The 21329-nt window shown below is 64.8% G+C and carries 21 protein-coding genes; 8 read left to right on the top strand and 13 right to left on the bottom strand.

What is annotated here, in order from left to right:
* Positions 1-21: 21 nt before the first annotated feature.
* The 6 genes from AAC645_RS13705 to AAC645_RS13680 form a co-directional block, all read right to left on the bottom strand.
* Positions 22-1632 carry a porin family protein gene (locus AAC645_RS13705; RefSeq protein ID WP_340316788.1) on the bottom strand — a complete coding sequence of 537 codons (1611 nt, stop codon included), beginning with the start codon at positions 1630-1632 and terminating at the stop codon, positions 22-24.
* A complete protein-coding gene (locus AAC645_RS13700; protein WP_340316787.1) occupies positions 1629-2699 on the bottom strand; it encodes an AAA family ATPase in 1071 nt (356 codons plus the stop codon). The genes AAC645_RS13705 and AAC645_RS13700 overlap by 4 nt, the downstream gene beginning before the upstream one ends.
* 4 nt (positions 2700-2703) lie before the next feature.
* Complete coding sequence (locus AAC645_RS13695) at positions 2704-4227, bottom strand: XrtA system polysaccharide chain length determinant (protein WP_340316785.1); 1524 nt, start codon at positions 4225-4227, stop codon at positions 2704-2706.
* 36 nt (positions 4228-4263) lie between these two features.
* Complete coding sequence (locus AAC645_RS13690; protein WP_422785837.1) at positions 4264-4908, bottom strand: XrtA/PEP-CTERM system exopolysaccharide export protein; 645 nt, start codon at positions 4906-4908, stop codon at positions 4264-4266.
* A gap of 103 nt (positions 4909-5011) precedes the next feature.
* On the bottom strand, positions 5012-6253 hold the full coding sequence (locus AAC645_RS13685) for a pyridoxal-dependent decarboxylase, exosortase A system-associated (RefSeq protein WP_340316783.1): 1242 nt from the start codon (positions 6251-6253) through the stop codon (positions 5012-5014).
* Entirely contained in the window at positions 6250-7767 is a 1518-nt protein-coding gene (locus AAC645_RS13680) for an acyl-CoA ligase (AMP-forming), exosortase A system-associated (RefSeq protein WP_340316781.1), read from the bottom strand. Before AAC645_RS13680 ends, AAC645_RS13685 begins: the two co-directional genes overlap by 4 nt.
* 105 nt (positions 7768-7872) lie before the next feature.
* On the opposite strand from AAC645_RS13680, the gene AAC645_RS13675 reads away from it, so the two are divergent.
* Entirely contained in the window at positions 7873-8139 is a 267-nt protein-coding gene (locus AAC645_RS13675) for an acyl carrier protein (protein WP_340316779.1), read from the top strand.
* A gap of 44 nt (positions 8140-8183) precedes the next feature.
* Here the strand turns inward: AAC645_RS13675 and trxB are convergent, their stop codons facing one another.
* A complete protein-coding gene (gene trxB / locus AAC645_RS13670) occupies positions 8184-9158 on the bottom strand; it encodes a thioredoxin-disulfide reductase (RefSeq protein ID WP_340316777.1) in 975 nt (324 codons plus the stop codon).
* A gap of 158 nt (positions 9159-9316) precedes the next feature.
* On the opposite strand from trxB, the gene AAC645_RS13665 reads away from it, so the two are divergent.
* From AAC645_RS13665 to AAC645_RS13655, 3 genes are all read left to right on the top strand, one after another.
* The gene (locus tag AAC645_RS13665; RefSeq protein WP_340316776.1) at positions 9317-9532 is read left to right on the top strand and encodes a hypothetical protein; all 216 of its coding nucleotides are present in this window, start codon (positions 9317-9319) and stop codon (positions 9530-9532) included.
* A 107-nt stretch (positions 9533-9639) separates the two neighbouring features.
* Positions 9640-12186, top strand: a complete 2547-nt coding sequence (locus tag AAC645_RS13660) for a TonB-dependent receptor (RefSeq protein WP_340316774.1) — start codon at positions 9640-9642, stop codon at positions 12184-12186.
* A 167-nt stretch (positions 12187-12353) separates the two neighbouring features.
* The gene (locus AAC645_RS13655; RefSeq protein ID WP_340316773.1) at positions 12354-13064 is read left to right on the top strand and encodes a tetratricopeptide repeat protein; all 711 of its coding nucleotides are present in this window, start codon (positions 12354-12356) and stop codon (positions 13062-13064) included.
* 110 nt (positions 13065-13174) lie between these two features.
* On the opposite strand, the gene AAC645_RS13650 is transcribed toward AAC645_RS13655, so the two are convergent.
* Positions 13175-13942: an SDR family NAD(P)-dependent oxidoreductase gene (locus AAC645_RS13650; protein ID WP_340316771.1), complete on the bottom strand. Its 768-nt coding sequence runs from the start codon at positions 13940-13942 to the stop codon at positions 13175-13177.
* 112 nt (positions 13943-14054) lie between these two features.
* On the opposite strand from AAC645_RS13650, the gene AAC645_RS13645 reads away from it, so the two are divergent.
* The 4 genes from AAC645_RS13645 (at position 14055) to AAC645_RS13630 (ending at position 16592) form a co-directional block, all read left to right on the top strand.
* The gene (locus AAC645_RS13645; protein WP_340316769.1) at positions 14055-14399 is read left to right on the top strand and encodes an ArsR/SmtB family transcription factor; all 345 of its coding nucleotides are present in this window, start codon (positions 14055-14057) and stop codon (positions 14397-14399) included.
* Positions 14392-14886: an SRPBCC family protein gene (locus AAC645_RS13640; RefSeq protein ID WP_340316768.1), complete on the top strand. Its 495-nt coding sequence runs from the start codon at positions 14392-14394 to the stop codon at positions 14884-14886. Before AAC645_RS13645 ends, AAC645_RS13640 begins: the two co-directional genes overlap by 8 nt.
* Positions 14887-15099: 213 nt before the next feature.
* Complete coding sequence (locus AAC645_RS13635; RefSeq protein ID WP_340316767.1) at positions 15100-15381, top strand: hypothetical protein; 282 nt, start codon at positions 15100-15102, stop codon at positions 15379-15381.
* A gap of 323 nt (positions 15382-15704) precedes the next feature.
* Positions 15705-16592: a DUF1259 domain-containing protein gene (locus AAC645_RS13630; protein ID WP_340316766.1), complete on the top strand. Its 888-nt coding sequence runs from the start codon at positions 15705-15707 to the stop codon at positions 16590-16592.
* Positions 16593-16643: 51 nt separating this feature from the next.
* Here the strand turns inward: AAC645_RS13630 and AAC645_RS13625 are convergent, their stop codons facing one another.
* The 5 genes from AAC645_RS13625 to rfbB form a co-directional block, all read right to left on the bottom strand.
* Positions 16644-17783, bottom strand: a complete 1140-nt coding sequence (locus tag AAC645_RS13625) for a glycoside hydrolase family 1 protein (RefSeq protein ID WP_340316765.1) — start codon at positions 17781-17783, stop codon at positions 16644-16646.
* A 236-nt stretch (positions 17784-18019) separates the two neighbouring features.
* Positions 18020-18514, bottom strand: coding sequence for a Crp/Fnr family transcriptional regulator (locus AAC645_RS13620; RefSeq protein ID WP_340316764.1), 495 nt, complete (start codon positions 18512-18514; stop codon positions 18020-18022).
* Positions 18514-19383, bottom strand: coding sequence for a glucose-1-phosphate thymidylyltransferase RfbA (rfbA, locus tag AAC645_RS13615; RefSeq protein ID WP_340316763.1), 870 nt, complete (start codon positions 19381-19383; stop codon positions 18514-18516). The genes AAC645_RS13620 and rfbA overlap by 1 nt, the downstream gene beginning before the upstream one ends.
* A gap of 4 nt (positions 19384-19387) precedes the next feature.
* Positions 19388-20266 carry a dTDP-4-dehydrorhamnose reductase gene (gene rfbD / locus AAC645_RS13610; RefSeq protein WP_340316762.1) on the bottom strand — a complete coding sequence of 293 codons (879 nt, stop codon included), beginning with the start codon at positions 20264-20266 and terminating at the stop codon, positions 19388-19390.
* A gap of 1 nt (position 20267) precedes the next feature.
* The gene (rfbB, locus tag AAC645_RS13605) at positions 20268-21326 is read right to left on the bottom strand and encodes a dTDP-glucose 4,6-dehydratase (RefSeq protein WP_340316761.1); all 1059 of its coding nucleotides are present in this window, start codon (positions 21324-21326) and stop codon (positions 20268-20270) included.
* Positions 21327-21329: the final 3 nt, after the last annotated feature.

Below are 21329 nucleotides of genomic sequence, written 5' to 3'. Positions count from 1 at the left end.
CGGCGCGGAGACGGCGCGGCATCAGAACTGGTACTGCACGCCAAGTTGCGCACGACCCGACACATCGGCTGTAACCCCGTCTTGCTTCGAAGATTCGACCGCCAGGCTGGCTTGCGCCCTTATTCCTCGTCCGAACGTCCGATAGTAGTTGCTGCTAAACGACCCAGACAGCACATCCGATGCTCCCACTTGGCCGTTCTTAAACAAATTACCCGAGAAAGAAAAGGAGACGCCCGAATTTCGCGTCAACTGCCCGGTCAAAACGACATCGCCGAAGAAGCTCTGATCAACCACGCCGTCCAGCGAGAAAAGCGTGCCCGGATCATCGATATAGGTCCGCCGGCTATAACCCAGCGACGTCGCGAAACTCCATTTGCGCATGCGATGGTTGAAGATCAGGCTCGCCGCGCGCTCACGATAAGTGTTGGCGGATGCCTGGCCGAGCGCGCCGCCAATGCAGCGGCCCGTGCCCGGCGATTTGCCGAACAGGCAGTGCTGGTAGGAGCTGGCGGGATCGAGCGATTGGCCGAGATCGAGGTTGGCGGGCGCATCCGCCAAGCCTCCCGATACGCCTTGCCCGAAGCTTTCGATCCGGTCTGTCACGACCATCGTCACCCCGCTCCGCTCGCTGGGGTGCATCTCCAGCAGCCCGCTCATCGACAGGCCTCCATAGCGATAGCCGGCGCGCGCCTCCAGCCGGGTGCGGCGGCTCGGCTTCCAGATGATGCCGGCATCGCCGACAAGACCGTCCATGTCATAGGTGAGCAGCCGGGGACTCGCGGGATCGACGACGAACCGCCCGCCCTTGCCGAGCACCGGCAGGCCGGTCAACGGATCGACCAGCGCCCGGCGCTGCGAAGTGCGCGTTTGCTCATAGCCACCGCTCGTGACCAGCGCGACAAAGTCGGTGATCGGCACCTTCACTTCCGCGGTCGTGCTGAAGGCCCGGAAATGCCTGGCCAGGTTGCTGATATTCTCACGCCGATATTGCGAACTGACCGACCAATCGAACGGCAGCGAACTGTTGTCCATTCCAAGGCTGAGGTTCCCCTGCTGCGCCTTGGAGTTATCGAACCTGTCGGCGGGCAACCCGGTCAAGACGCCGCCCGTGGATCCGCTTTCGTTCTGGGTATAGGCGTAGCGATAGGAGGCTGTGACGCTGAGGTCGCCGATGCGGTGGACGACGCTGGGCTGCACGAAGACCGAATAGGTCTGGGTCAGGTTCTTAGGATTCGCGGAGTCGAACTGCGGCGCGGCGCCGCCCGCCGCGACCCTGCTGCGAGTGGCGATGGCGCCGCTATCGACCGTTAGCCACTCGTCGATCACATTTGCCTGCAGGCGCATCACGCCGTCCTGCGAGACGCTCTTGCTGATGTCCCCGGTCTCCGGAATTCGATAGCTCAGCCGGTAGCTCGCCGAAGCGACGATCCGCCGGTTGTTGATCCGGCCGGTCGCGCCGCCCGATACCTCGCTATAGGTCACGTCATCGCCGCCGGCCCCGCTGAGCTGCATCTCGCCGAACTGCTGCAGATCGAGGAACGCGCCGAACTCCGGGCGATCCGCATGGGCCGCGCCGCAAAAGGCGCTCCCGGCGAGGAGACCCAGCAGAACTCGCGATGTGGCGCTGCTCATCGCGGCGCTTCATATCCGTAGTAGCTGCCGAAGCGGCGCGCATTCGGCGCGAAGCGCGCGCCGTTGAGGAGAAGCTGAATCTCCTCGCAGCCGCCCAGCAGCAGCACGGCATCGCGCAGCTCGGCTTCGCCGGTTCGATCGGCACGAACCACCAGCAGCACCTGCCCGACATGATAGGCGAGCACCGAAGCCGGCGAGGCCGCGAGCGCGGGCGGGCTGTCGAACAGGATGATACGGTTCGGCTTGGCTGACAACCGCTCGATGATCGCGCGGGTGCGATCGGCGGCGATCAGCTCGGTCGCCTCATTGGTGTATTTTCCCGAAGGCAGCACCGAGAGATTACCTACATCGGTCTTGATGATCAACGTTTCGACATCGATATCCGTGTCGGCCAGCGCATCCATCAACCCCACCGGCCCATCGATCCCGAGGGTCGACAACACCGTCGGCTTCGCGAAGTCTCCGTCGATCAGCAGAACTTCGATGTCGCGTTCGTTCGCCATCGACAATGCCAGGTTGACCGCGCAGAAAGTCTTGCCCTCATTGGCCTGCGCCGAGCAGATCAGGATGCGGCGGCCATTCGGCAGCGCGGTTGGCCCGATCGCGTTCAGCAGCAGCGTGCGCTTGACGATGCGGAACTCCTCCGCGAGCGCCGTGATCGCCGCATCAGGCATGACGAAGCCCTGGTCGATCAGGTCGGCACGGCTCACCTTGGCTGTGCGATAGGCGATGTCGGGCGAAGGCAGCGCCGCCGCCTGCTCGTCGGCGGCCGATGCTACGGCGTCGGCGGAAGCGGTGTTGCCGCCGCCCAGGGCCAGGGCGTTTGGCGGCGGCGCCGTGATAGTGGCGACGTCCGCCTCCGGCAGCGCCGACGTCATCGGCGTGGGCGGCATCGGCGGGTTCAGCGGAACATCGACGACGGTGCCTTCCGCGATGCTGTCCGGCATTACCACGCGGGCGCGGAGCACCGCCTCGAAGTCGTAGACCGATCCGGCCCGCTCGATCAGCGAACCGCGTCCCCTGCGCTTCTTGGGAGGCTGTTTGCCGCTATCGTCCCGCCCATCCATCTGATCAGGATACCATGATATGCTTAACGAATTCGATCAGCATCAGCAGCATGAACATCCCCGGCAAGCCGGCGGCGGCCGACGAAAACCACATCATCTGCTTGCGGCGGATCAATCGCGTTTCAGCGGTGATCACCTCGGAAATCGATCCGAGCACAGGGAGGCCGCTGGACTTGGCCAGCTGCTGGGTGGTCGTATAGACATTCGACAGCTGGCTCTTGGCGAAGGCGACGCCCGAGCCGACAACCACCCCGGCGATCAGGACCGCGGTCAGCAGCATCGTCCGGTTCGGGGCGGCCGGCTGGTTCGGCAATGACGGCTGATCGATCACCCGAAACCGCACGCCATCGGTCTTGCCCGTTGCATCGACACGCAGCTTGGCGGACTCGCGCTGGGTGAGCAGCTTGTTGTACTGATCGCGCAGCACATCATAGTCGCGGTCGAGCCTCGACTGATCGATCATCTGCCCCGGTGCGGTCAGCTGGCGCTGGGCGATCAGGTTGACGGCCGATTCAAGCTGGTTCTTGCGTGCCAGCAGCGCCGACACATTGCCCTGGCGCTCGGCTTGCATCGACCTGATCGAGACATAGACCGGGTTCGGCGCCATCGGCACCGATGCGTTGCCGCCGCGCGCCTTCTCGGCACGGAGCTGCGCCAGCTGGGCGCGGATCGCGATCACGTCGGGATGTTTTTCGGTCCATCCGCGGGATATCGCTTCGGACAGCTGACCCTGCAGCTGCCCGATGCGCTGATCGAGCGAGTCGATGCCGCCGACCGAGCCGGCCGGGATGCTCGGTGGCGTCGCCGCGAGTTGCCCGTTCATGGCGGCGAGCGACCCCTGTGCCGACATCAGGTTGGAATCGATCGTCGCGAGTTCGTTGCGCGCCGCATCCATGCGTTGGTCGAGCGTCCCCGAGCCGGGCAGCGACCCCATCGTCTGCTGCGTGATCAGCGCCCGCTGACGATCGACATCGGCCAGTTCCTTGGCGCGCCGCGCCAGTTCGGCATCGAGAAACGTCAGCGCCTCGCTGTTGCTGGCCCGGTTACCGAGCAAATTCTCTGAAACGAAGATATCGATCAGCTTCTGCGTGACGTTACGCGCGATGTAGGCAGTCTGCTGTTCGGAAACGCCCTTCAGGCTGATGCGCGTCTTGATCTCGAGCAGATCCTCGCCCTGCGCGGTGATCGAGATGCCGCTATGCAGCGCCCCGATCAGCGACAACGCCTCGACGGCGGTCAACGGCCGCTCTCCATTGGAGACGCTACGCACGACCCGTTTCAATATTTCGGTCGAGGTCAGCGACTGGCGGACGCGATCGATCCCCTTCTGTACGTCGCCCTCGCTGCCGTCGCCAAGCAGCGACTTGACCTGCACCGAGATCCGCGCGCTGCTTTCATAGGCGGCAGGCACGCGCATCACCATCATCCAGCCGACCATGCAGAAGGCCCAGGCGACCGCGAGCGCCAGCCAGCGCATCCGCCAGATGGCGTAGAGCGCAATCCTGATCTCGGTGTAAATCGCTTCCATCGATTAGCCAGCCGCCCCCACGGTCATCCGATCGGCCTAGAACGCACTCTCGGGGATGATGATCACATCGCCCGGCTGCAGTTTCACATTAGCCTTGATGTCGCCGCGCTTGAGCAGGCTGTCGAGCCGCAGCTTGAACTCCTGCTGCACGTTGGTCGCTGGATCGTGCCGGACCAGCTTCGCTCGATTTCCCGCGGCATATTCGGACAACCCCCCGACCGCGATCATCGCATCGAGCAGGGTCATATCCGCCCGATAGGCCACCGATGCAGGCTTTTCCGCCGCGCCGACGATCCTGATCTGCTGAGCGAAGGTGCCCGAGAAATTGTTGATGATCACCGACACGATCGGATCCTTGATATAGGTCGACAGCGCATCGCGAATATCATCGGACAGTTTTGCCGGAGTCTTCCCGACCGCTACCATGTCGCTGATCAGCGGCAGGGTAATCCGCCCATCGGGGCGGACCTGGACCGACGCACCGAGTTCGGGATTGCGCCAGACGAAGACGGTCAGCGCGTCGAGCGGCCCGATCGTATAATCCTCGCCCGGCATGGCGCCCGACGGCACGAAGGGCGCAGGCGGCAGCTCTTTCTCGGCGGCGTGGCCCGGTCCGGCGAAGACCATGCCCGCTAGCATGATCGCCCCCGCCAGCTTCCTCATCGCAGCACAGAACGCCATCTTACTTCCTCCAGGGCAAACGCGCCCATCAGCGGACTGTCCCGCGCCCGCTATACGCCAGACATGGCTTCATAAACATAAACCATGAACATATGCTTAGGAATCACACGATTTCAGTTCCGTCTATGGTTAATTCGCGCGCCGGCGGGTGGCCGAGGAAAGCCTGCGGACTCGCCGTCGCCCCATAGGCGCCGGCAAGGAACAGCGCGACGACATCGCCGACTTCGGCCCGGGGCAACCCCACATGGTCTCCCAGGCGATCGAGAGGCGTGCAGAGGCATCCCACCACCGACACCTCCTCGACCGCGTTCGAATCTGTTCTTTTAATCAGCGAAATCGGATAGTTACGCCTGACGACGGTGCCGAAATTGCCGCTCGCCGCAAGCTGATGATGCAGGCCGCCATCGACGATGAGGAAGATTTCGCCATGGCTGAACTTCCTGTCGACGATACGCGTCATATAGACCCCCGCCTCGCCGACCAGCCAGCGACCGAGCTCGATTGTAAATTCTGCATCAGACAGGATCGAGGACCGTTCGCCGAGCGCCCCCGCCAACGCGACACCCACGCTATGCTCGTCGAGCGCGGTATCCGTCGCGAAATAGGGAATTCCGAAGCCGCCGCCGAGATTGACACGCGGCGGCGGAACCCCGCTTTCCTCACCGATTCGGCCGGCCAACGCGATAGAAGAACGCTGCGCTTCGATCAGCGCCTCGGCATCGAGCGCCTGCGAGCCGGCAAAGATGTGGAGGCCGCGATAGTCTGCGCCGGCCGCGACGATGCGGCGGATGATGCTCGCGGCCTGGTCGGCATCCACACCGAACGGCTTGGCGCCGCCACCCATCTTCATGCCCGAGCCTTTCAGCTCGAAATCGGGATTGATGCGCAGCGCCAGCCGCGGCGTCCGTCCGATCCCCCGGCCGATGGCGATGGCGCGCTCGGCTTCGCTGGCGGACTCCAGGTTGAGCGTGATCCCCGCCTCGATCGCCATTGCCAGTTCGCGGTCACGCTTGCCCGGCCCCGCGAAAGATATGCGCAACGGATCCATTCCGGCGTCGAGCGCGACCTGCGCCTCCCCCGCCGATGCCACGTCGATACCGTCGACCAGAGCGGCGATCGCTCCCACCAGCGGCGGATGGGGGTTGGCCTTGATCGCGTAGTGAAGCGATACGCCCGGAAAAGCAGCGCGAAAGCGCGCGATGCGCTCCCGCACGATGGCGAGGTCGTAGACGAACAGCGGAGTGTCACCGGCAAGCTCCACCCAGTCCGCAGCGGTGCGGCCGCCGATCAGCAGCTCGCCGTTTCGCCAGACATAGTCGGCAGGGATTGGGCCCATCGCTTTCATGCCCCCGCCTCCGCCTTCAGCGCGGCCCGGTCAAGCTTGCCATTGGCGTTGCGCGGCAGCTCGTCGCGCCAGATCACCTGTGCGGGCTGCATGAAGCCAGGCAGGTTGCGCCTGAACCAATCGTTGAGGCGCTGTTCGGCGCCCTCCCCCACAGGCCGCGCATAGAGCAGGATCGCCTGCCCCAGCCGTTCGTCGGCGATGCCGAGCGCCACCGCCTCGGCCACCGCCCCGCTGGCGATCGCTGCCTCCTCGATCTCGGTGGGACTGATACGGGTGCCCAGGCTCTTGATCATCTCGTCGTCGCGGCCAACGAAACGCAGCAGGCCGCCGGCGTCGCGCACCACCGTGTCGCCGGACCAGACTGCCATCCCGCCATAGCGCGATGCGGCGGGCGCCGGCCGGAAGCGTTCGGCGGTCCGTTCGGCATCGCGCCAATAGCCTTGCGCCACCATCGGCCCGGCATGGACGAGTTCGCCGGCCTCGCCATCGTTCGCCACGCTGCCGTCGGCGCGGACGACCAGCACCTCGGCGAAGGGGATGGCGGAACCGATCGAATCGGGATGGCTGTCGATCAGACCGGGATCGAGATAGGTCGAGCGAAACGCCTCGGTGAGCCCATACATCGAGAATAGCTGCGCGCGTGGGAACAGCGCGCGCAAGCGACGCACCAGCGGCACGCTCATCCGTCCGCCGGTATTTGTGAGCCGCCTGATCGGCGCCACGCTCTCCGCCGGCCAGTCGGATTCGGCGACCTGTATCCACAGCGGCGGCACTCCGGCGAGCGTGGTGATCCCATGCCGTGCGACCGCGCGGACGACATCGCGCGGCGTGAGATAGTCGAGCGGATAGACGCAGCCGCCTGCCGCCCATGTGGAGAGCAGCTGGTTCTGCCCATAGTCGAAGCTGAGCGGTAGGACGGCCAGAGTGCGGTCGTCGGTGGCAAGGCCGAGATAATGGGCGACGCTCACCGCGCCGAGCCACAGATTGGCGTGGCTGAGCATCACCCCCTTCGGCCGGCCGGTCGAGCCGGATGTGTAGAGGATCGCCACCAGCTCGTCGGGATCGACCGAGGAAGGCGGCAGGGCCGGACCGGCGTCGAGCAGCACGGCTTCGGCGGTCGCCTCGTCCAGCACGGTACAGCCTTCGGGCCGGTCGCCGGGCTCGATCGTTTCGATCCGCCCCTGCCCGGCGATCAGCAGCCGTGCGCCGCTGTCGGCGAGGATATGGGCCACCTGGCCATGTTTGAGGAGGGGATTGATCGGCACATGTACGAGCCCCGCGCGCGCCGCCGCAAGCGGCAACAGGCAGGCCAGCCGGTTCTTGGCAACCCAGCTTGCGACCCGCTCGCCCGGCCTCAGGCGGGCGCGCAGCCCTGCCGCGACCGCGCCCACGGCGCGGTCCAGGCCTGCGTGATCGAGCGTCCCCGACTTGTCGACAAGGGCGGGCGCATCGCGCGCGCCGATCAGCGCAAGATGATCGAGCGGGCGGGGGGTTGGGTCGAGATCAATGGGCATCGTTGCAACAGCTAGCTTATTTCGCATGCCAATCCTTGTCCGGATTGCGCGATCCGTCTAGTTGGACCGCGATGCCGAGGGCTGGAGGGGGCTTGACAGGTGAGCGTGACCGATCCTGATCTGACTGGGGAGGTGGTCCGCGCGGTGCTCGTCGACGTGCTCGCGCTGGATGCGCGCCGCGTCGCCGGGTTCACCGCGGAGACTGCATTGTTCGGCGCGTTGCCCGAGCTCGATTCCATGGCGGTGGCGGGGCTGCTCACCGAACTTGAGGACCGGCTTCACATCATCATCGACGACGACGAGGTCGATGGCGAGATGCTCGAAAGCTTCGGCGCACTGGTCGCCTTCGTGCGGAGCAAGGCGAAGAGGTAGCAGCTCCCCGCCCCGCCCCCCCCCGAAAGGGAGGGGAACCCGCCTCAAGCCGCCTTGGCTTCGGCCTTCGCCTCGAAATCCGCCTCCGCGAGAAAGCGCTCGGCATCGAGCGCCGCCATGCAGCCGGTGCCGGCCGCGGTGACGGCCTGCCGGTAAAGCTTGTCCGACACGTCGCCGCAACCGAACACGCCGGGCACATTGGTGCGGGTGCCGCCCTTCTCGACGATCAGATAACCGTCCTCGTCCAGTTCCAGATGGCCGCGGAACAGCTCGGTCGACGGATGATGTCCGATGGCGACGAAGCCGCCATCGACCGCAAGGCTCGACGGCTCGCCGGTGACGCTGTCCTTCAGCGCGATGGCGACAAGGCCCTGATTGCCCTCACCGCCGACAAAGCGCTCGACCTGCTTGTTCCACAGCACCTTTACATTGGGATGCGCGAACAGCCGATCCTGCAGGATTTTCTCCGCCCGCAGCGAATCGCGGCGATGGATAAGCGTCACGTCCTGGCTATGGTTGGTCAGGTACAGCGCCTCCTCGACCGCGGTATTGCCGCCGCCGATCACCGCGACTTTCTTGCCGCGATAGAAGAAACCGTCGCAGGTCGCACAGGCCGACACGCCCTTGCCGCCCAGTTCCTGCTCGCCCTCGATGCCAAGCCACTTCGCCTGCGCGCCGGTCGCGATCACCAGCGTGTCACAGACATAGAGCGTGCCGCCATCGCCGCGCAGGCGGAACGGCCGCTCGCTCAGGTCGACATCGACGATCATGTCCCAGATCATGGTCGCACCGACATGCTCGGCCTGTGCCTGCATCTCTTCCATCAGCCAGGGACCCTGAATCACGTCGCGGAAGCCGGGGTAATTCTCGACATCGGTAGTGATGGTGAGCTGGCCGCCGGGCTGGAGCCCCTGCACCACGATCGGTGCGAGCCCGGCGCGCGCGCCATAGATCGCGGCGGACAGGCCGGCCGGGCCCGATCCCAGGATCAGCATGCGGGTCGAGTGGGTGGCGGTCATAAGCGCTGGCGCTCCAGGGTTCAGGGGTGAGAGTGTCGGGAAATCAGATAGGGGCGCAGGCCCCGGCTTGGCAACCGCCCGCGCTTTACCAGCTCTTAGCTTTCGGTCGTTACGCACCTCGAAAATCTATGGAGTGCTATAGGCGGGATTGGCTGGCCATGAATTTCGAACGACTGCGCAGCCTTCGAGGGCAGGAATGCGGCAAGGCGGCGCTGAAGCTGGTGCTCGGCAGCTGCCTGCTCGCCGCCGCCTTCGCCACCTCCTCGCCGGCATTCCAGGCCAATCCGCTGCTCGGCAAGACCGTCAACGAGATCCGGCAGCATCTGCCGGCGACGTTCGACCGGATCACCGATGCGATGGGCGGCAGGGGTTAACGTCCGCCAAATGCGAACGATTATCAAAAAAGCTGTTGACACTCTTGCGAGTGATTATCAATAGCTCCTCCCCGAACCGCGGAACAGCCGCCGAGAGGGGAAATAGTGTGTCATCGATCGACCGCCAGGCATGCGGCCTCAACACTCCAGCCTTTCTCGCGCTGGGCTGCATCGGATTCATCGCCTCGGCACCGGCGCTGGCGCAGGACAGCGGCCAGCCGGCGGGCGGCGAAAAGCGGCTCGGCGGGATGACGGTCACCGACACCGCGATCGACGAGGAGGGCTATAAGGCCGAGCGCGTCGAGAGCCCCAAGGCGGTTGCGCCGCTGCTCGATACACCGCGTTCGATCGTGGTGGTCGACAAGCAGGTCATCAAGGACACCGGCGCCGCGACGCTAGTCGATGCGCTGCGCACCGTCCCCGGCATCACCTTTGGCGCGGCCGAGGGCGGCAACCCGATCGGCGACCGGCCGTTCATCCGCGGCTTCGACAGCCAGGGCTCGACCTATCTCGACGGCGTCCGCGACATCGGCGCACAGACCCGCGAGATTTTCGCGGTCGAGCAGATCCAGGTAGTGCGCGGTTCGGATTCTACCCTGGGCGGCCGCGGCAGCGCCGGCGGTTCGCTGAACGTGATCTCCAAGCTGCCCGAGCGCGAAACCTTCTTCGCGGGAACCGGCAGCTACGGCACCGACGACTATAAGCGCATCACCGGCGACGTGAACTATCGCCTCAACGACAAGATCGCCTTCCGCGTGACCGGCATGTGGCACGACCAGGATGTCGCCGGGCGCGACGCGATCTACCAGAAGCGCTGGGGCATCGCACCGTCGGTGACGATCGGCATGGACGGGCCAACCAAGCTGACGCTCAGCTATTATCACCTCGACACCGACGAACTGCCCGACAGCGGCCTGCCCTTCCTCTATGCCTGCTCGGCGACGATCTGCAACGCACCTCTCGGCAGCACGATCACTACGCCCGCGCTGGGCGACGTCACCACTGCGGGCGGCGTCACCGGCCATGTCGGTCGCAGCAGCTTCTATGGCATCAGGGAGCGCGACTTCCGCGACAGCAAGACCGATCAGGCGACGATGCGGATCGAGCATGATTTCGGCAACGGCATCAAGATCCGCAACACATCGCGCTTCGGCCACAACTATCAGGCGTACAGCTTCACGCTGCCCGACGACAGCCTCGGCAACGTCTTCGGGACGACCGCGACCAACACCGGCGCGAACGTGACCAGCGGCGGCTATGTCTGGACGCGGTCGAACAACCGCTATGGCTATAGCGACAGCATCGTCAACCAGTCCGACATATACGGCACGCTCGACACCGGCTCGATCAAGCACAGCTTCGCGATCGGCACTGAGCTGTCGTGGGAGAAGGCGCGCCGCGGCACCTTCGTGACGCGCGGTTTCACCAACACCGCCGGCAATGAGATACTGTCGACCGGCTCGACGATCAGCCCGCGATGCAACGCCACAACGATCGCACGGGCCTATTGCGTATCGCTGTTCGACCCGCAAAATCGCGCCGCCTGGATCAACTATGCCAGCGACACCTCGAACGTCGTCGCGCCGATCGTCAAGAGCCTGCCGATCGCCGAAACCCAGACCGACGCCAGCACCAAGGCTATCTACGCATTCGACTCGATCACGCTCACCGAACAGCTGATCCTCAACCTCGGCGCGCGCTACGATCGCTTCGAGTCGAAGGTTAGGCCGGGCCAGCCGATCGCCGCCACCGACAGCTTCTCGCTGAAGCGCAAGGACGACATCTTCAACTATCAGGTCGGCCTGATCTTCAAGCCGACCGCCAACACCAGCCTCTACGCATCCTACGCGACTGCCGCGACGCCGCCGAACAGCCTGATCGGCGAAGGCCAGGAGCAGAACGGTCTCGGCACGGCCAACACCGCGCAGGCGCTTGCGATCCTGGACAGCCTGAAGGTCGAGAAAACCAAGTCTATGGAGATCGGCGCGAAGGCAGACCTGTTCGGCGGCGGCCTGTCCATCACTGGCGCGGTGTTCCAGACCAAGACCCGGAACGCCCGCGCGACCAGCGACGCCGGTACCGTTGTCTTCATCGGTGAACGCCGCATCCGGGGCGTCGAACTCGGCTTCAACGGCAATATCACCGACGACTGGAACGTCTTCGGCGGCTACACCTATCTTGACGCCAAGGTCATCGACGCCGGCTTCACCGCGCTGACCGTCGCCGCCAATGGCCCGGCGGCCGCGACGAGCGTGGCGGTGCCTTCAGCCATGACCGGCAAGCGCTTCCCGCAGACGGCGAAGCACAGCTTCACCCTGTGGACCAACTACAAGGTGACCGAGGCGCTATCGATCGGTGGTGGCGCCTTCTATTCGAGCCGTGTCTATGGCGGCTATGGCGACGACCGCCGCGCGAGCCAGACAAGCGCGGGCGTCGTGACGGTGACGCCGATAACGCGGACCATCGCCCGCGCAGTGCCGAGCTATTGGCGCTTCGACGCAAGGCTGGGCTACAAGCTGAACGACAATATCGACCTTGCGGTCAACATCCAGAACCTGACCGACAAGACCTATTTCAGCCAGGTCTACACCTCGCACTACGCCACCATCGCCGCCGGCCGCTCGGCCTTCGCGACGCTCAGCTTCAAATATTGAGGCGGTGAAGAAACTCCGCATCATCCTTTCACCGCCATTCCCGCGCAGGCGGGAATCCACTCGGCGGCCTGGCCCGCATTCGACAGGTCCGGACTGCGCTTGCCGGTGGTTTCCCGCCTCCGCGGGAATGACGTGTGGGGCAGGCTACTAGGCATGCGCTCGCAGCCGTGACCGAGGTCCTCACCATCGAAGCGATCCTCGCCATGTCGGCCGAGGAGGTCGCCCGCCGCCTCTCCGGTCCGCCCGAGCAGCGTGCCGCCTTCGTGGCGGTGGCGGCAGAGGGCGGCATCGCCGAGGCGCAGGCGGTCTATGGCCAGATGCTGCTCGACGGCACGGGCGTCGCCGTCGATCCGCGGACTGCGGTCCGATGGTTCGACAAGGCCGCGCGCCAGAGCCATGCCATGGCGATCAACATGATGGGCCGCTGCTACGATCTCGGCTGGGGCGTGCCGGTCGACAAGGCGCGCGCGGCGGAGTGGTTCAAGGCGGCCGCCGACCGCGGACTCGACTGGGGTCTTTATAATTACGCGACCGCACTGGCGCTGGGCGAAGGCCTGGCCGAAGACAAGTCCGCGGCGCTCGCGCTGTTCCGCCGCGCAGCAGCGATGGGCAACGCCAAGGCGATGAATTTCGTCGGCAGCTTCCACGAGGACGGCTGGGTGGTGGAGCGCGACCTCGCGGAAGCCGCCCGCTGGTACGAACGCGCGGCCGAGGGCGGCGATTTCCGCGGCCGCTTCAACCATGCCCGCATGCTGGCCGACGCGGGGCGGATCGACGAGGCGCGCGCATGGCTCGCGCGGGTACCCGAGACGGCGACGCCGGCGTTCATGGCCAAGCTGCGGGCATGGCTGGAGAGCCGACCGGCGCTGCGAAACTGACCACCGAACGCGCCGCCCGCATAGTGGCCGGTCGCGTCGGCATGCTCGAACCCACGGCAACGGGCCGTATCGCGGCAGTCGATATCTGCTGGCCGATCGTCACCTTAGCCTTACGGCAGCGTCACACCGGTAAGCTTGCCGAGTTCGCCGAGCAGCCGGTCCTGGAAAGCCACGTCCATGACCTCCCCGCTCGGCTGCTCCTGCCCAAGATTGCACCAGTAGCGGCCGCTGACCATCGCGGCCGGATCGTCGCTGGCCGCGAGCCAGCTCTGGGTCCGTTGCCCCGTCTCGATATCGACCGGTGCCGCAGCGCCGCCCATCCGGGTGCGGACCCAGCCGGGATCTACCGCGTTGCTCAGCACCTCCGGCCATCGCCGCGCGACCGCGAAGGCCAGCGCGGCGATCTGAAGTTTGCTCCCGGCATAGGCCATGGCCTGGTTCCACGGGCGGCGCGTCCAGTCGATATCGTCCAGCGCTCCCTCCCCACCGCGATGGAGACTGCTGCTGAGATAGACCAGCCGCCGCGGCCGCTCGATCAGCGCCGTCAGCATATAGGGCGCTAATATGTTCACCGCGACCAGCACGGCGTGCCCCTCCGCGGTCGAACCGCGGCCTTCGGTGCGGTAGACGCCGGCATTGTGGATCACCGCATCCATCCGCCCGATCGCATTGACCTGCTCCGCTACGGCGCGCGTTTCGGCGGCGCTGCTGAGATCGCCCACCACCAGCCCCGCCGCATAGCCCGCAAGCTCCGCCAGCGCCAAGGCACGCTCCGCCGAGCGTGCGTGGATGACGACCTCATGGCCACCCAGCATGAGCGTCCGCGTCGCCGCGAGACCGAGGCCATCGGTGGTGCCGGTTATGAAGATGCGGGCCATTGTCTCACTTTCCGCTGGGGTCGCCTTCGAAGCAGGGATTGAACTATGGCAGGGGTAATTTGCTCCGCCTGAACGATTGCCTATATATGCATTATAGTGCATATGCATAGTAATGCACTCAGACAGTTTTCAGACATTGGCCGATCCGACGCGCCGCCGCGTGATCGACGCGCTCAGTCGGGGCGAGCGGCAGGTCAACGATATCGTCGCCGAGATCGGCATCCACCAATCCGGCGTATCCCGGCATCTCCGCATCCTCAACGAAGCGGGATTCGTCACGATGCGCGCAGATGGGCCGCGGCGGCTCTACGCGCTGAAGCCAAACCCTTTCCGCGAGCTGGACGACTGGCTCGCCAAATATCGCGCGCTCTGGGAAGCAAGGCTCGACCGCTTCGGCGCCGCGCTCCAAGCTCGCCAGCAGGACAGCCAACCGCCAGGGAGCTCCAAGCATGACTGACCGGATCGCATCGAACATCGTCATCGAGCGGACCTACAAGGCCGATGTCGAGAAGCTGTGGGCGCTGTGGACGACGAAGCAGGGCTTCGAATCCTGGTGGGGGCCCGAACAGTTCCGCGCCGACGTCCACCGCATCGAAGCCCGGCCGGGGGGCGTACTGCATTATGATATGGTCGCCGACACCCCGGAGGCGATCACCGCCATGGAGAGCATGGACGCCCCTGCGTCGCAGTCCTGCCACGGTACGTTCAGCGAGTATAAGCCGAACGAGCGACTGGTCCTCACTCAGCTCATCGACTTCCTGCCCGGCGTGGCGCCTTATGACAGCAGGATCACCGTGGACTTCTTTCCCGCCGGTGACGGACGCGTGCGCATGGTCGTGACGCTGAGCCAGATGCACGATGCCGCGACGACCGCCATGCAGAGAGAGGGCTTCACCAGCCAGCTGTCGAAACTGGATCGGCGTTTTGGGTGGGAGGAGTTGTGATGGTTGCGGCGCATGAAGCCAGAGGGTGCAACGGCTGATCTGCGCACTCTTACGGCTGAGCTGCGAGCGATGGTCTTGAACGCTGCCCACTATGTCAGGCACGCGGCTCCATGGTCGTACAAAAAAATTGCGGTGATCGACCATCACAGTTGCATGGATCAGTATCTCTCTACTTGAATTGACATAAATGCTCCTCTTTTCAAGGAGCTAACTATGGCAATCAACCCCGGGACATCCGCTGTTCTGACAAGCCCATTCGTTTTTCCGCGCATGACCTGCGGACCGCTGGAGGCTCAGGTTTCGCGCTTTATGAGATTGGAAGAGATGATCCAGAGGCGTTCCACCATCACGATGATGTCTCCGATCCGCCTCGATCACTGGGATACGCCGAGACTGTTTCTGGATGCTGCATCGATCGCGGAAGTGGCCGAGGCGATAGGGATGTCGGATCGGCACGGCGCTTGCGAATCGTCGAACCTGGACCAGTTTTCGTGAACACCAATCGCGCCGCCGGGCACCTCCCGCCGCACAACCGCGCAGTGGCACCGGGCATCTAGGCCTTGTCGTTCCCAAGCAGCCGATCCACATGTTCGGCCAGCTCCACAGCCACAGTGATCCGTTCCGCGCCATCTGCCGCGCGCCTGATCGCACCGATGAAGCGGAGCGGGCACAATCTCTCGTAGCCGTTGCCGCATGGAGCGACTCGCGCGATCTTATGGAGGGGGACGAGGTCATGAATTACGGCTCGCGCCGGACTCTCACCGATCTGCACGACCCTTCAGGGGCAATGCGTCAACGATCTGCCGAGGAGACACATCATGCTGAACAAGCTCGCGATCACCGCCATGGCTGCGCTTTTGACCGGGAGCCCGGCGCTGGCCGGGCCTGATTGGACGAAGGTAGACCAAGCGATCGGGCGGCCCGGAACCCAGCAGACGGGTGATGTCCACCGTTACGGCTTTCCTCGCTCTGACTTGACGGTCACCCTGGATGGCGTGGCGATAAAGCCGGCGCTGGCGCTCGGTTCCTGGGCGGCCTTCCAGCCGATGGGCGATGACGTGATGGTCATGGGTGATCTCGTCCTCACCGATGATGAGGTCAACCCCGTGATGAGCCGGCTGCTGGCCGGCCGCTTCACCATCACCGCGCTCCATAACCACCTGCTGCGTTCGTCGCCCACCACCATGTACATGCATATCAGCGGGCATGGAGATGCCGTTACACTGGCTCGTTCGCTGCACGATGCTCTGGCGGCGAGCCGCACGCCGCTGGCACCGCCGGCAGCTACGTCGCAACAACCACCCGCGCCCTTGGACATGGACACAGCCGCGATCGACCGGCTCATGGGGGCCAAGGGGAAGGCAAATGGCGGTGTTTATCAGTTCGCCTTTCCTCGTGCTGAGAAGCTGATGGCGGACGGGATGCCCGCTCCGGCTTCGATGGGCACGGCAACCGCGATCAACTTCCAGCCGACCGGCGCAGGCAAGGCGGCCATCACCGGGGATTTCGTCATGACCGCCAGCGAGGTGGATTCCGTACTGCGCGCTCTCCGAAGCGGCGGCATAGAGGTGACGGCGCTGCACAACCACATGCTCGGTGACGAGCCGCGCCTGTTCTTCATGCATTTCTGGGCGAATGAAAACGCTGAGAAGCTTGCTCGCGGGCTGCGCACAGCGCTCGACAGCATGAATCTGCAGAAACCCTGACAGGCCCGTCCACCTCCAGATGGATTGCCATGTTCTTGTTCCAGTGTTCGGCTATCCCGTCAGTCCGAATAAATGCTTCTGACGAGTCACTTCCCTTGCAAGCGGCTCAAAAAGGCGGCGCTCACCATTAGCAAGGATCGTCGAGAATAGGCCCACCTCGGCGTGGCGATGATTATCCCAGCCTGGATAGGCTGTTATGGGGTAAAGGCAGATGCCGCCGAGCGGCACTCCGCGGGCAATCGCCTCCCGCACTTCGTCGCAAACATAATGCAACCACGCTGCTCGACCGGAGCCTTCACAGCCGGTCTCTGAGATGAAGATCGGCTTCTGATAGCGTTGGTGTACCTCGACAAGCATCTCGGCCATCGCGCGATATTCATGATGCCCCATGGGAATGGTGGGGCCCTCGAAGTACCATTCGTTGTGCGGATAGAAATTCAGACCGATCACATCCACGGTGTCGGGCGAGCCACCCAACTCCGGCGAAGTTTTCCCCAGCAGCATGTCATAGACTTCGAACTGGCCGCTTCTGAATCCTTCTGCCCGCTCTATCTCAGCCCGATCGCGGTCGCGAGGGGCGACGTGAATCAGCGGTTCGGCCCAAACAAATCGACACTCCGGCTCCGCCGCGCGCATCGCTCGTACTCCAGCCACGGCGGCTTTTACGAGATGCCGCTTGAACCAACCAAGTTCCCTGGGGCCTGAGAACGGGAAATATCCGACCTCGACCGCCCACGCCATGAAGGATATTTCGTTGAGCGGGCACACAATCGGCGCCTTGCCAGTAACCGTGCGGTGAAGCTGCACCGCCTCAGCGGCAAAAGCGCTGTACCGTTCTATGAACTCGTCCGAGCTCTGATCGAGCCAATCGGGTGAGCCATAGTGAAAAATGTCCCAGATGATCTGAGCGCCAGCCTCTTCGGCGGCTTCCAACATCGGCAACCAGGTTGTCCAGCGATACCTGCCTGGAGTTCGTTCTATGCGGTGCCAGCGCAGGCCGTCCCTTATCGACCGCAGTCCATGTTCGGTGCAGCGGCGATAGTCAGCTAAAGCATGAAGATCATGCGCGGTGGACCCGATAAGATCGAGGCGCAGCCCGTCTTTTCGAACTTGGCTTGAGCACTCGAAGCCAGCCATGAAAAAGCTGTCGAAAGCGGACGGGCTACCGGCATTTCGCTCAGGATAAGGCATTTCATCAGCCTTACCGCACCGCCTGGCCGAGGCGTTTAGCGTAAGATAATTCTACCGTAGCTTCTCGACGAAGTGTTCCCTTTTCAGATCGAACGCCCGCGCGCCGTGGCGTGTGGGCTATCCCTGGTAGAGCCAAGGCGCACGACACCGAAAGCCGCCGCTGTTAAGAATGTTCAGAGCGGCCGTCCCGCGGATCGCGGGCGGTCAGCAGATCCATCTGGTCGGTGGCCTCCGCCTCACGGGCCCGACTTCGCAAACAGCCGCGCGAACCGCGCCCGCGCCGCCCTGTCGGCCTTGACCCGGCTCTCGTCCTCCGCCGCCACCCGTACCGCAGCAGTCGTCTCGCGCAGCCGTTCCGACAGGAACACCGACAGCGCGCGGTAGAAGCGCGCCGCGAACACCGGCTCCTCCTCGAAGCGCTGGAGGATCAGCTTGCGGGGGATCGCCAGGACCTCGGAAGGCTCGTCTGCCATTACAGAGACCAGCGGCGCGTGGCGTTCGACGAAGGACATTTCGCCGACCACGTCGCCGCGCAGCAGCTGAGCGATGCGGATGCCATCGTCATGGACCACGCCGAGCAGGCCGCTCGTCACGAAGAACAGGTCGGCGATGGGCTTACCGGCGACGACCAGCTTCTCGCCGGCCTTGAGGGCGCGCAGCTTGCCCATCGAGAGCAGCCACAGCATGTCGGCATCGCTGAGGCCGGCGGCGATATAGCGGGCGTTCTGCATCAGCGTTTCAGCACCGAATGGCGCAGATAGGCGCCGTACGCGCTCTTGCCGAGCGCGTCGGCGAGCCGCTCCACCTGGGCGGCATCGATGAAACCCTGATCATAGGCGACCTCCTCCGGACACGCTATCTTGAAGCCCTGGCGTTTCTCAAGGGTGCGGACGAACTCGGCGGCCTCGATCAGGCTGTCGGGCGTGCCGGTGTCGAGCCAGGCATAGCCGCGGCCCATCAGTTCGACCGAGAGCTTGCCGGCGGCGAGATAGGCCTTGTTGACGTCGGTGATCTCGAGCTCGCCGCGGGGCGACGGCTTGAGATCGCGCGCGATGGCGACGACGTCGGCGTCGTAGAAATAGAGGCCAGTCACCGCCCAGCTGGATTGCGGCGCCGCGGGCTTCTCCTCGATCGAAACCGCGCGCATCGCATCGTCGAACGCGACCACGCCGTAACGCTCGGGATCGGTGACATGATAGGCGAACACCGTCGCGCCTTCGGTGCGCGCGACCGCGCTCTTGAACAGCTCGGTCGAGCCATGACCGTAGAAGATATTGTCGCCGAGGATCAGCGCGGACGGCGCCTGTCCCACGAAATCCGCGCCGATCAGATAGGCCTGGGCGAGGCCGTCGGGGCTCGGCTGGACGGCATAGCTGATCTCCATGCCCCACTGGCTGCCGTCGCCGAGCAGCGCCTCGAAATGGGGGGTGTCGCGCGGCGTGGAGATAACCAGCACCTCGCGGATCCCGGCGAGCATCAGGGTCGACAGCGGATAATAGATCATCGGCTTGTCATAGACCGGCATCAGCTGCTTCGACGTGACCGCCGTCATGGGATGCAGGCGCGTGCCGGAGCCGCCCGCCAAGATGATGCCCTTCACCGAATCACGCCCCCGCCGGCCTTACCAGCTCTTCGATAATGTCCCGGACGGCGGCGCGCCAGTCGCGGGGGTGGATGCCATAATCGGCGGCGATCTTCGCGGTCGACAGGCGCGAGTTGGCCGGGCGGCGCGCTGGCGTGGGGTAGTCGGCGGTAGTGATCGCCTCGACCTCCGCTGAAGGACCGCCCGCCGCTGCGCTCAGCGCGAAGATCTCGCGGGCAAGGGCGCACCAGCTCGCCTCGCCGGCATTGACGAAATGGTAGATACCGGTGGGTGCCTGCGCGTCGTCGACCAGCCGCAGCACGATGGTGCGGATGGCGGACGCGATGTCCTGCGCCGATGTCGGGCAGCCATGCTGGTCATCGACGACGCGCAGCTTCGGGTTGGCCGCGGCGGCGCGCAGCATCGTCTTGAGAAAATTGCCGCGATGGGCGGACAGCACCCAGGCGGTGCGCAGGATCACCGAGCGCGACTGCCCCGCAAGCACCGCGCGCTCGCCCTCGCGCTTCGACGCGCCATAGACGCCGAGCGGAGCGACCGGGTCCTCCTCGGCGTAGAAGCCGTCCTTGCTGCCGTCGAAGACATAGTCGGTTGAGACATGGACCAGCGGAATGCCACTGTCAGCCAGCCAGCCGGGCGCCTCGCCATTGACCAGCATCGCCTCGTCGCGGTCCTGCTCGGCCTTGTCGACCGCGGTGTAGGCGGCGCAGTTGACGATCGCGTCGAAGCGACTGCCGCGCAGGTAGAGCGCGAGGCTAGCCTGCGAGCCGATGTCGAGTTCGGCGCGGGTGGGATAATATATGGACATATCCGCGGGCCAGTCCTGCCGCGCCAGTTCGAGGCCGAGCTGTCCCTGCCCGCCGGTAACAAGGATGTTACGCATGTCAGGCTTTGGCCAGGCCGAGCCGGCCGGTATCGTAGCGTGCGGCGAGGATGTCGCCCCACCAGCCGCGATTGTCGAGATACCAGCGCACGGTGTGCTCGATGCCCTGCTCGAAGCTCACCTGCGGCTCCCATCCGAGCACATCGCGGATCTTGGCGGCGTCGATCGCATAGCGGTGGTCATGGCCGGGGCGATCGGCGACGAAGGTCACCTGTTCGGCGTAGCGCCCTCCGTCGGCTCGCGGGCTGAGCCGGTCGAGCGTCGTGCAGATCGCCTTCACCACGTCGATGTTGCGGCGTTCCGAATTGCCGCCGACATTATAGGTTTCGCCGGGCACGCCGCGCTCGAACACGGTGCGCAGCGCGCGGGCATGATCCTCGACGAACAGCCAGTCTCGGACGTTGGAGCCGTCGCCATAGACCGGCAGCGGCTCACCGCCGAGCGCGCGGATGATGATCAGCGGGATCAGTTTCTCGGGGAAATGATAGGGCCCGTAATTGTTCGAGCAGTTGGTGACGAGCACCGGCAGGCCATAGGTGTGACCCCAGGCGCGAACCAGGTGGTCGGATCCCGCCTTCGACGCCGAATAGGGCGAGCGCGGATCATAGGCGCTGCTCTCGGTGAACAGCCCTTCGGAGCCAAGCGAGCCGAACACCTCGTCGGTCGAGATATGGTGGAAGCGGAACGCCGCCTGCCGCGCGGCGTCGAGCCCCTGCCAGTAGCCGAGCGCCTGCTGCAGCATCGTGAAGGTGCCAACCATGTTGGTCTGAATGAACGCTCCTGGACCGTCGATCGAGCGGTCGACATGGCTCTCCGCGGCGAGATGCGCGATCACGTCGGGCTGGAACTCGGCCAGCAGGCGGCCGACCAGCGTGGCGTCGCAGATGTCGCCCTGCACGAAGCGGTAGCGCGGGCTGTCGGCGACCGGCGCGAGCGAGCTCAGCACCCCCGCATAGGTCAGCTTGTCGAGATTCAGCACCTCATGCCCGGTTTCGCCGATCAGGTGGCGGATCAGCGCCGATCCGATGAAGCCGGCGCCGCCGGTGACCAGGATACGCATCGT

Source organism: Rhizorhabdus argentea, from assembly GCF_037861105.1.
GTDB lineage: Bacteria > Pseudomonadota > Alphaproteobacteria > Sphingomonadales > Sphingomonadaceae > Rhizorhabdus > Rhizorhabdus argentea.
The sequence above is the reverse complement of the archived record's forward strand: the minus strand, read 5'-3'. Positions and strand labels throughout refer to the sequence as shown.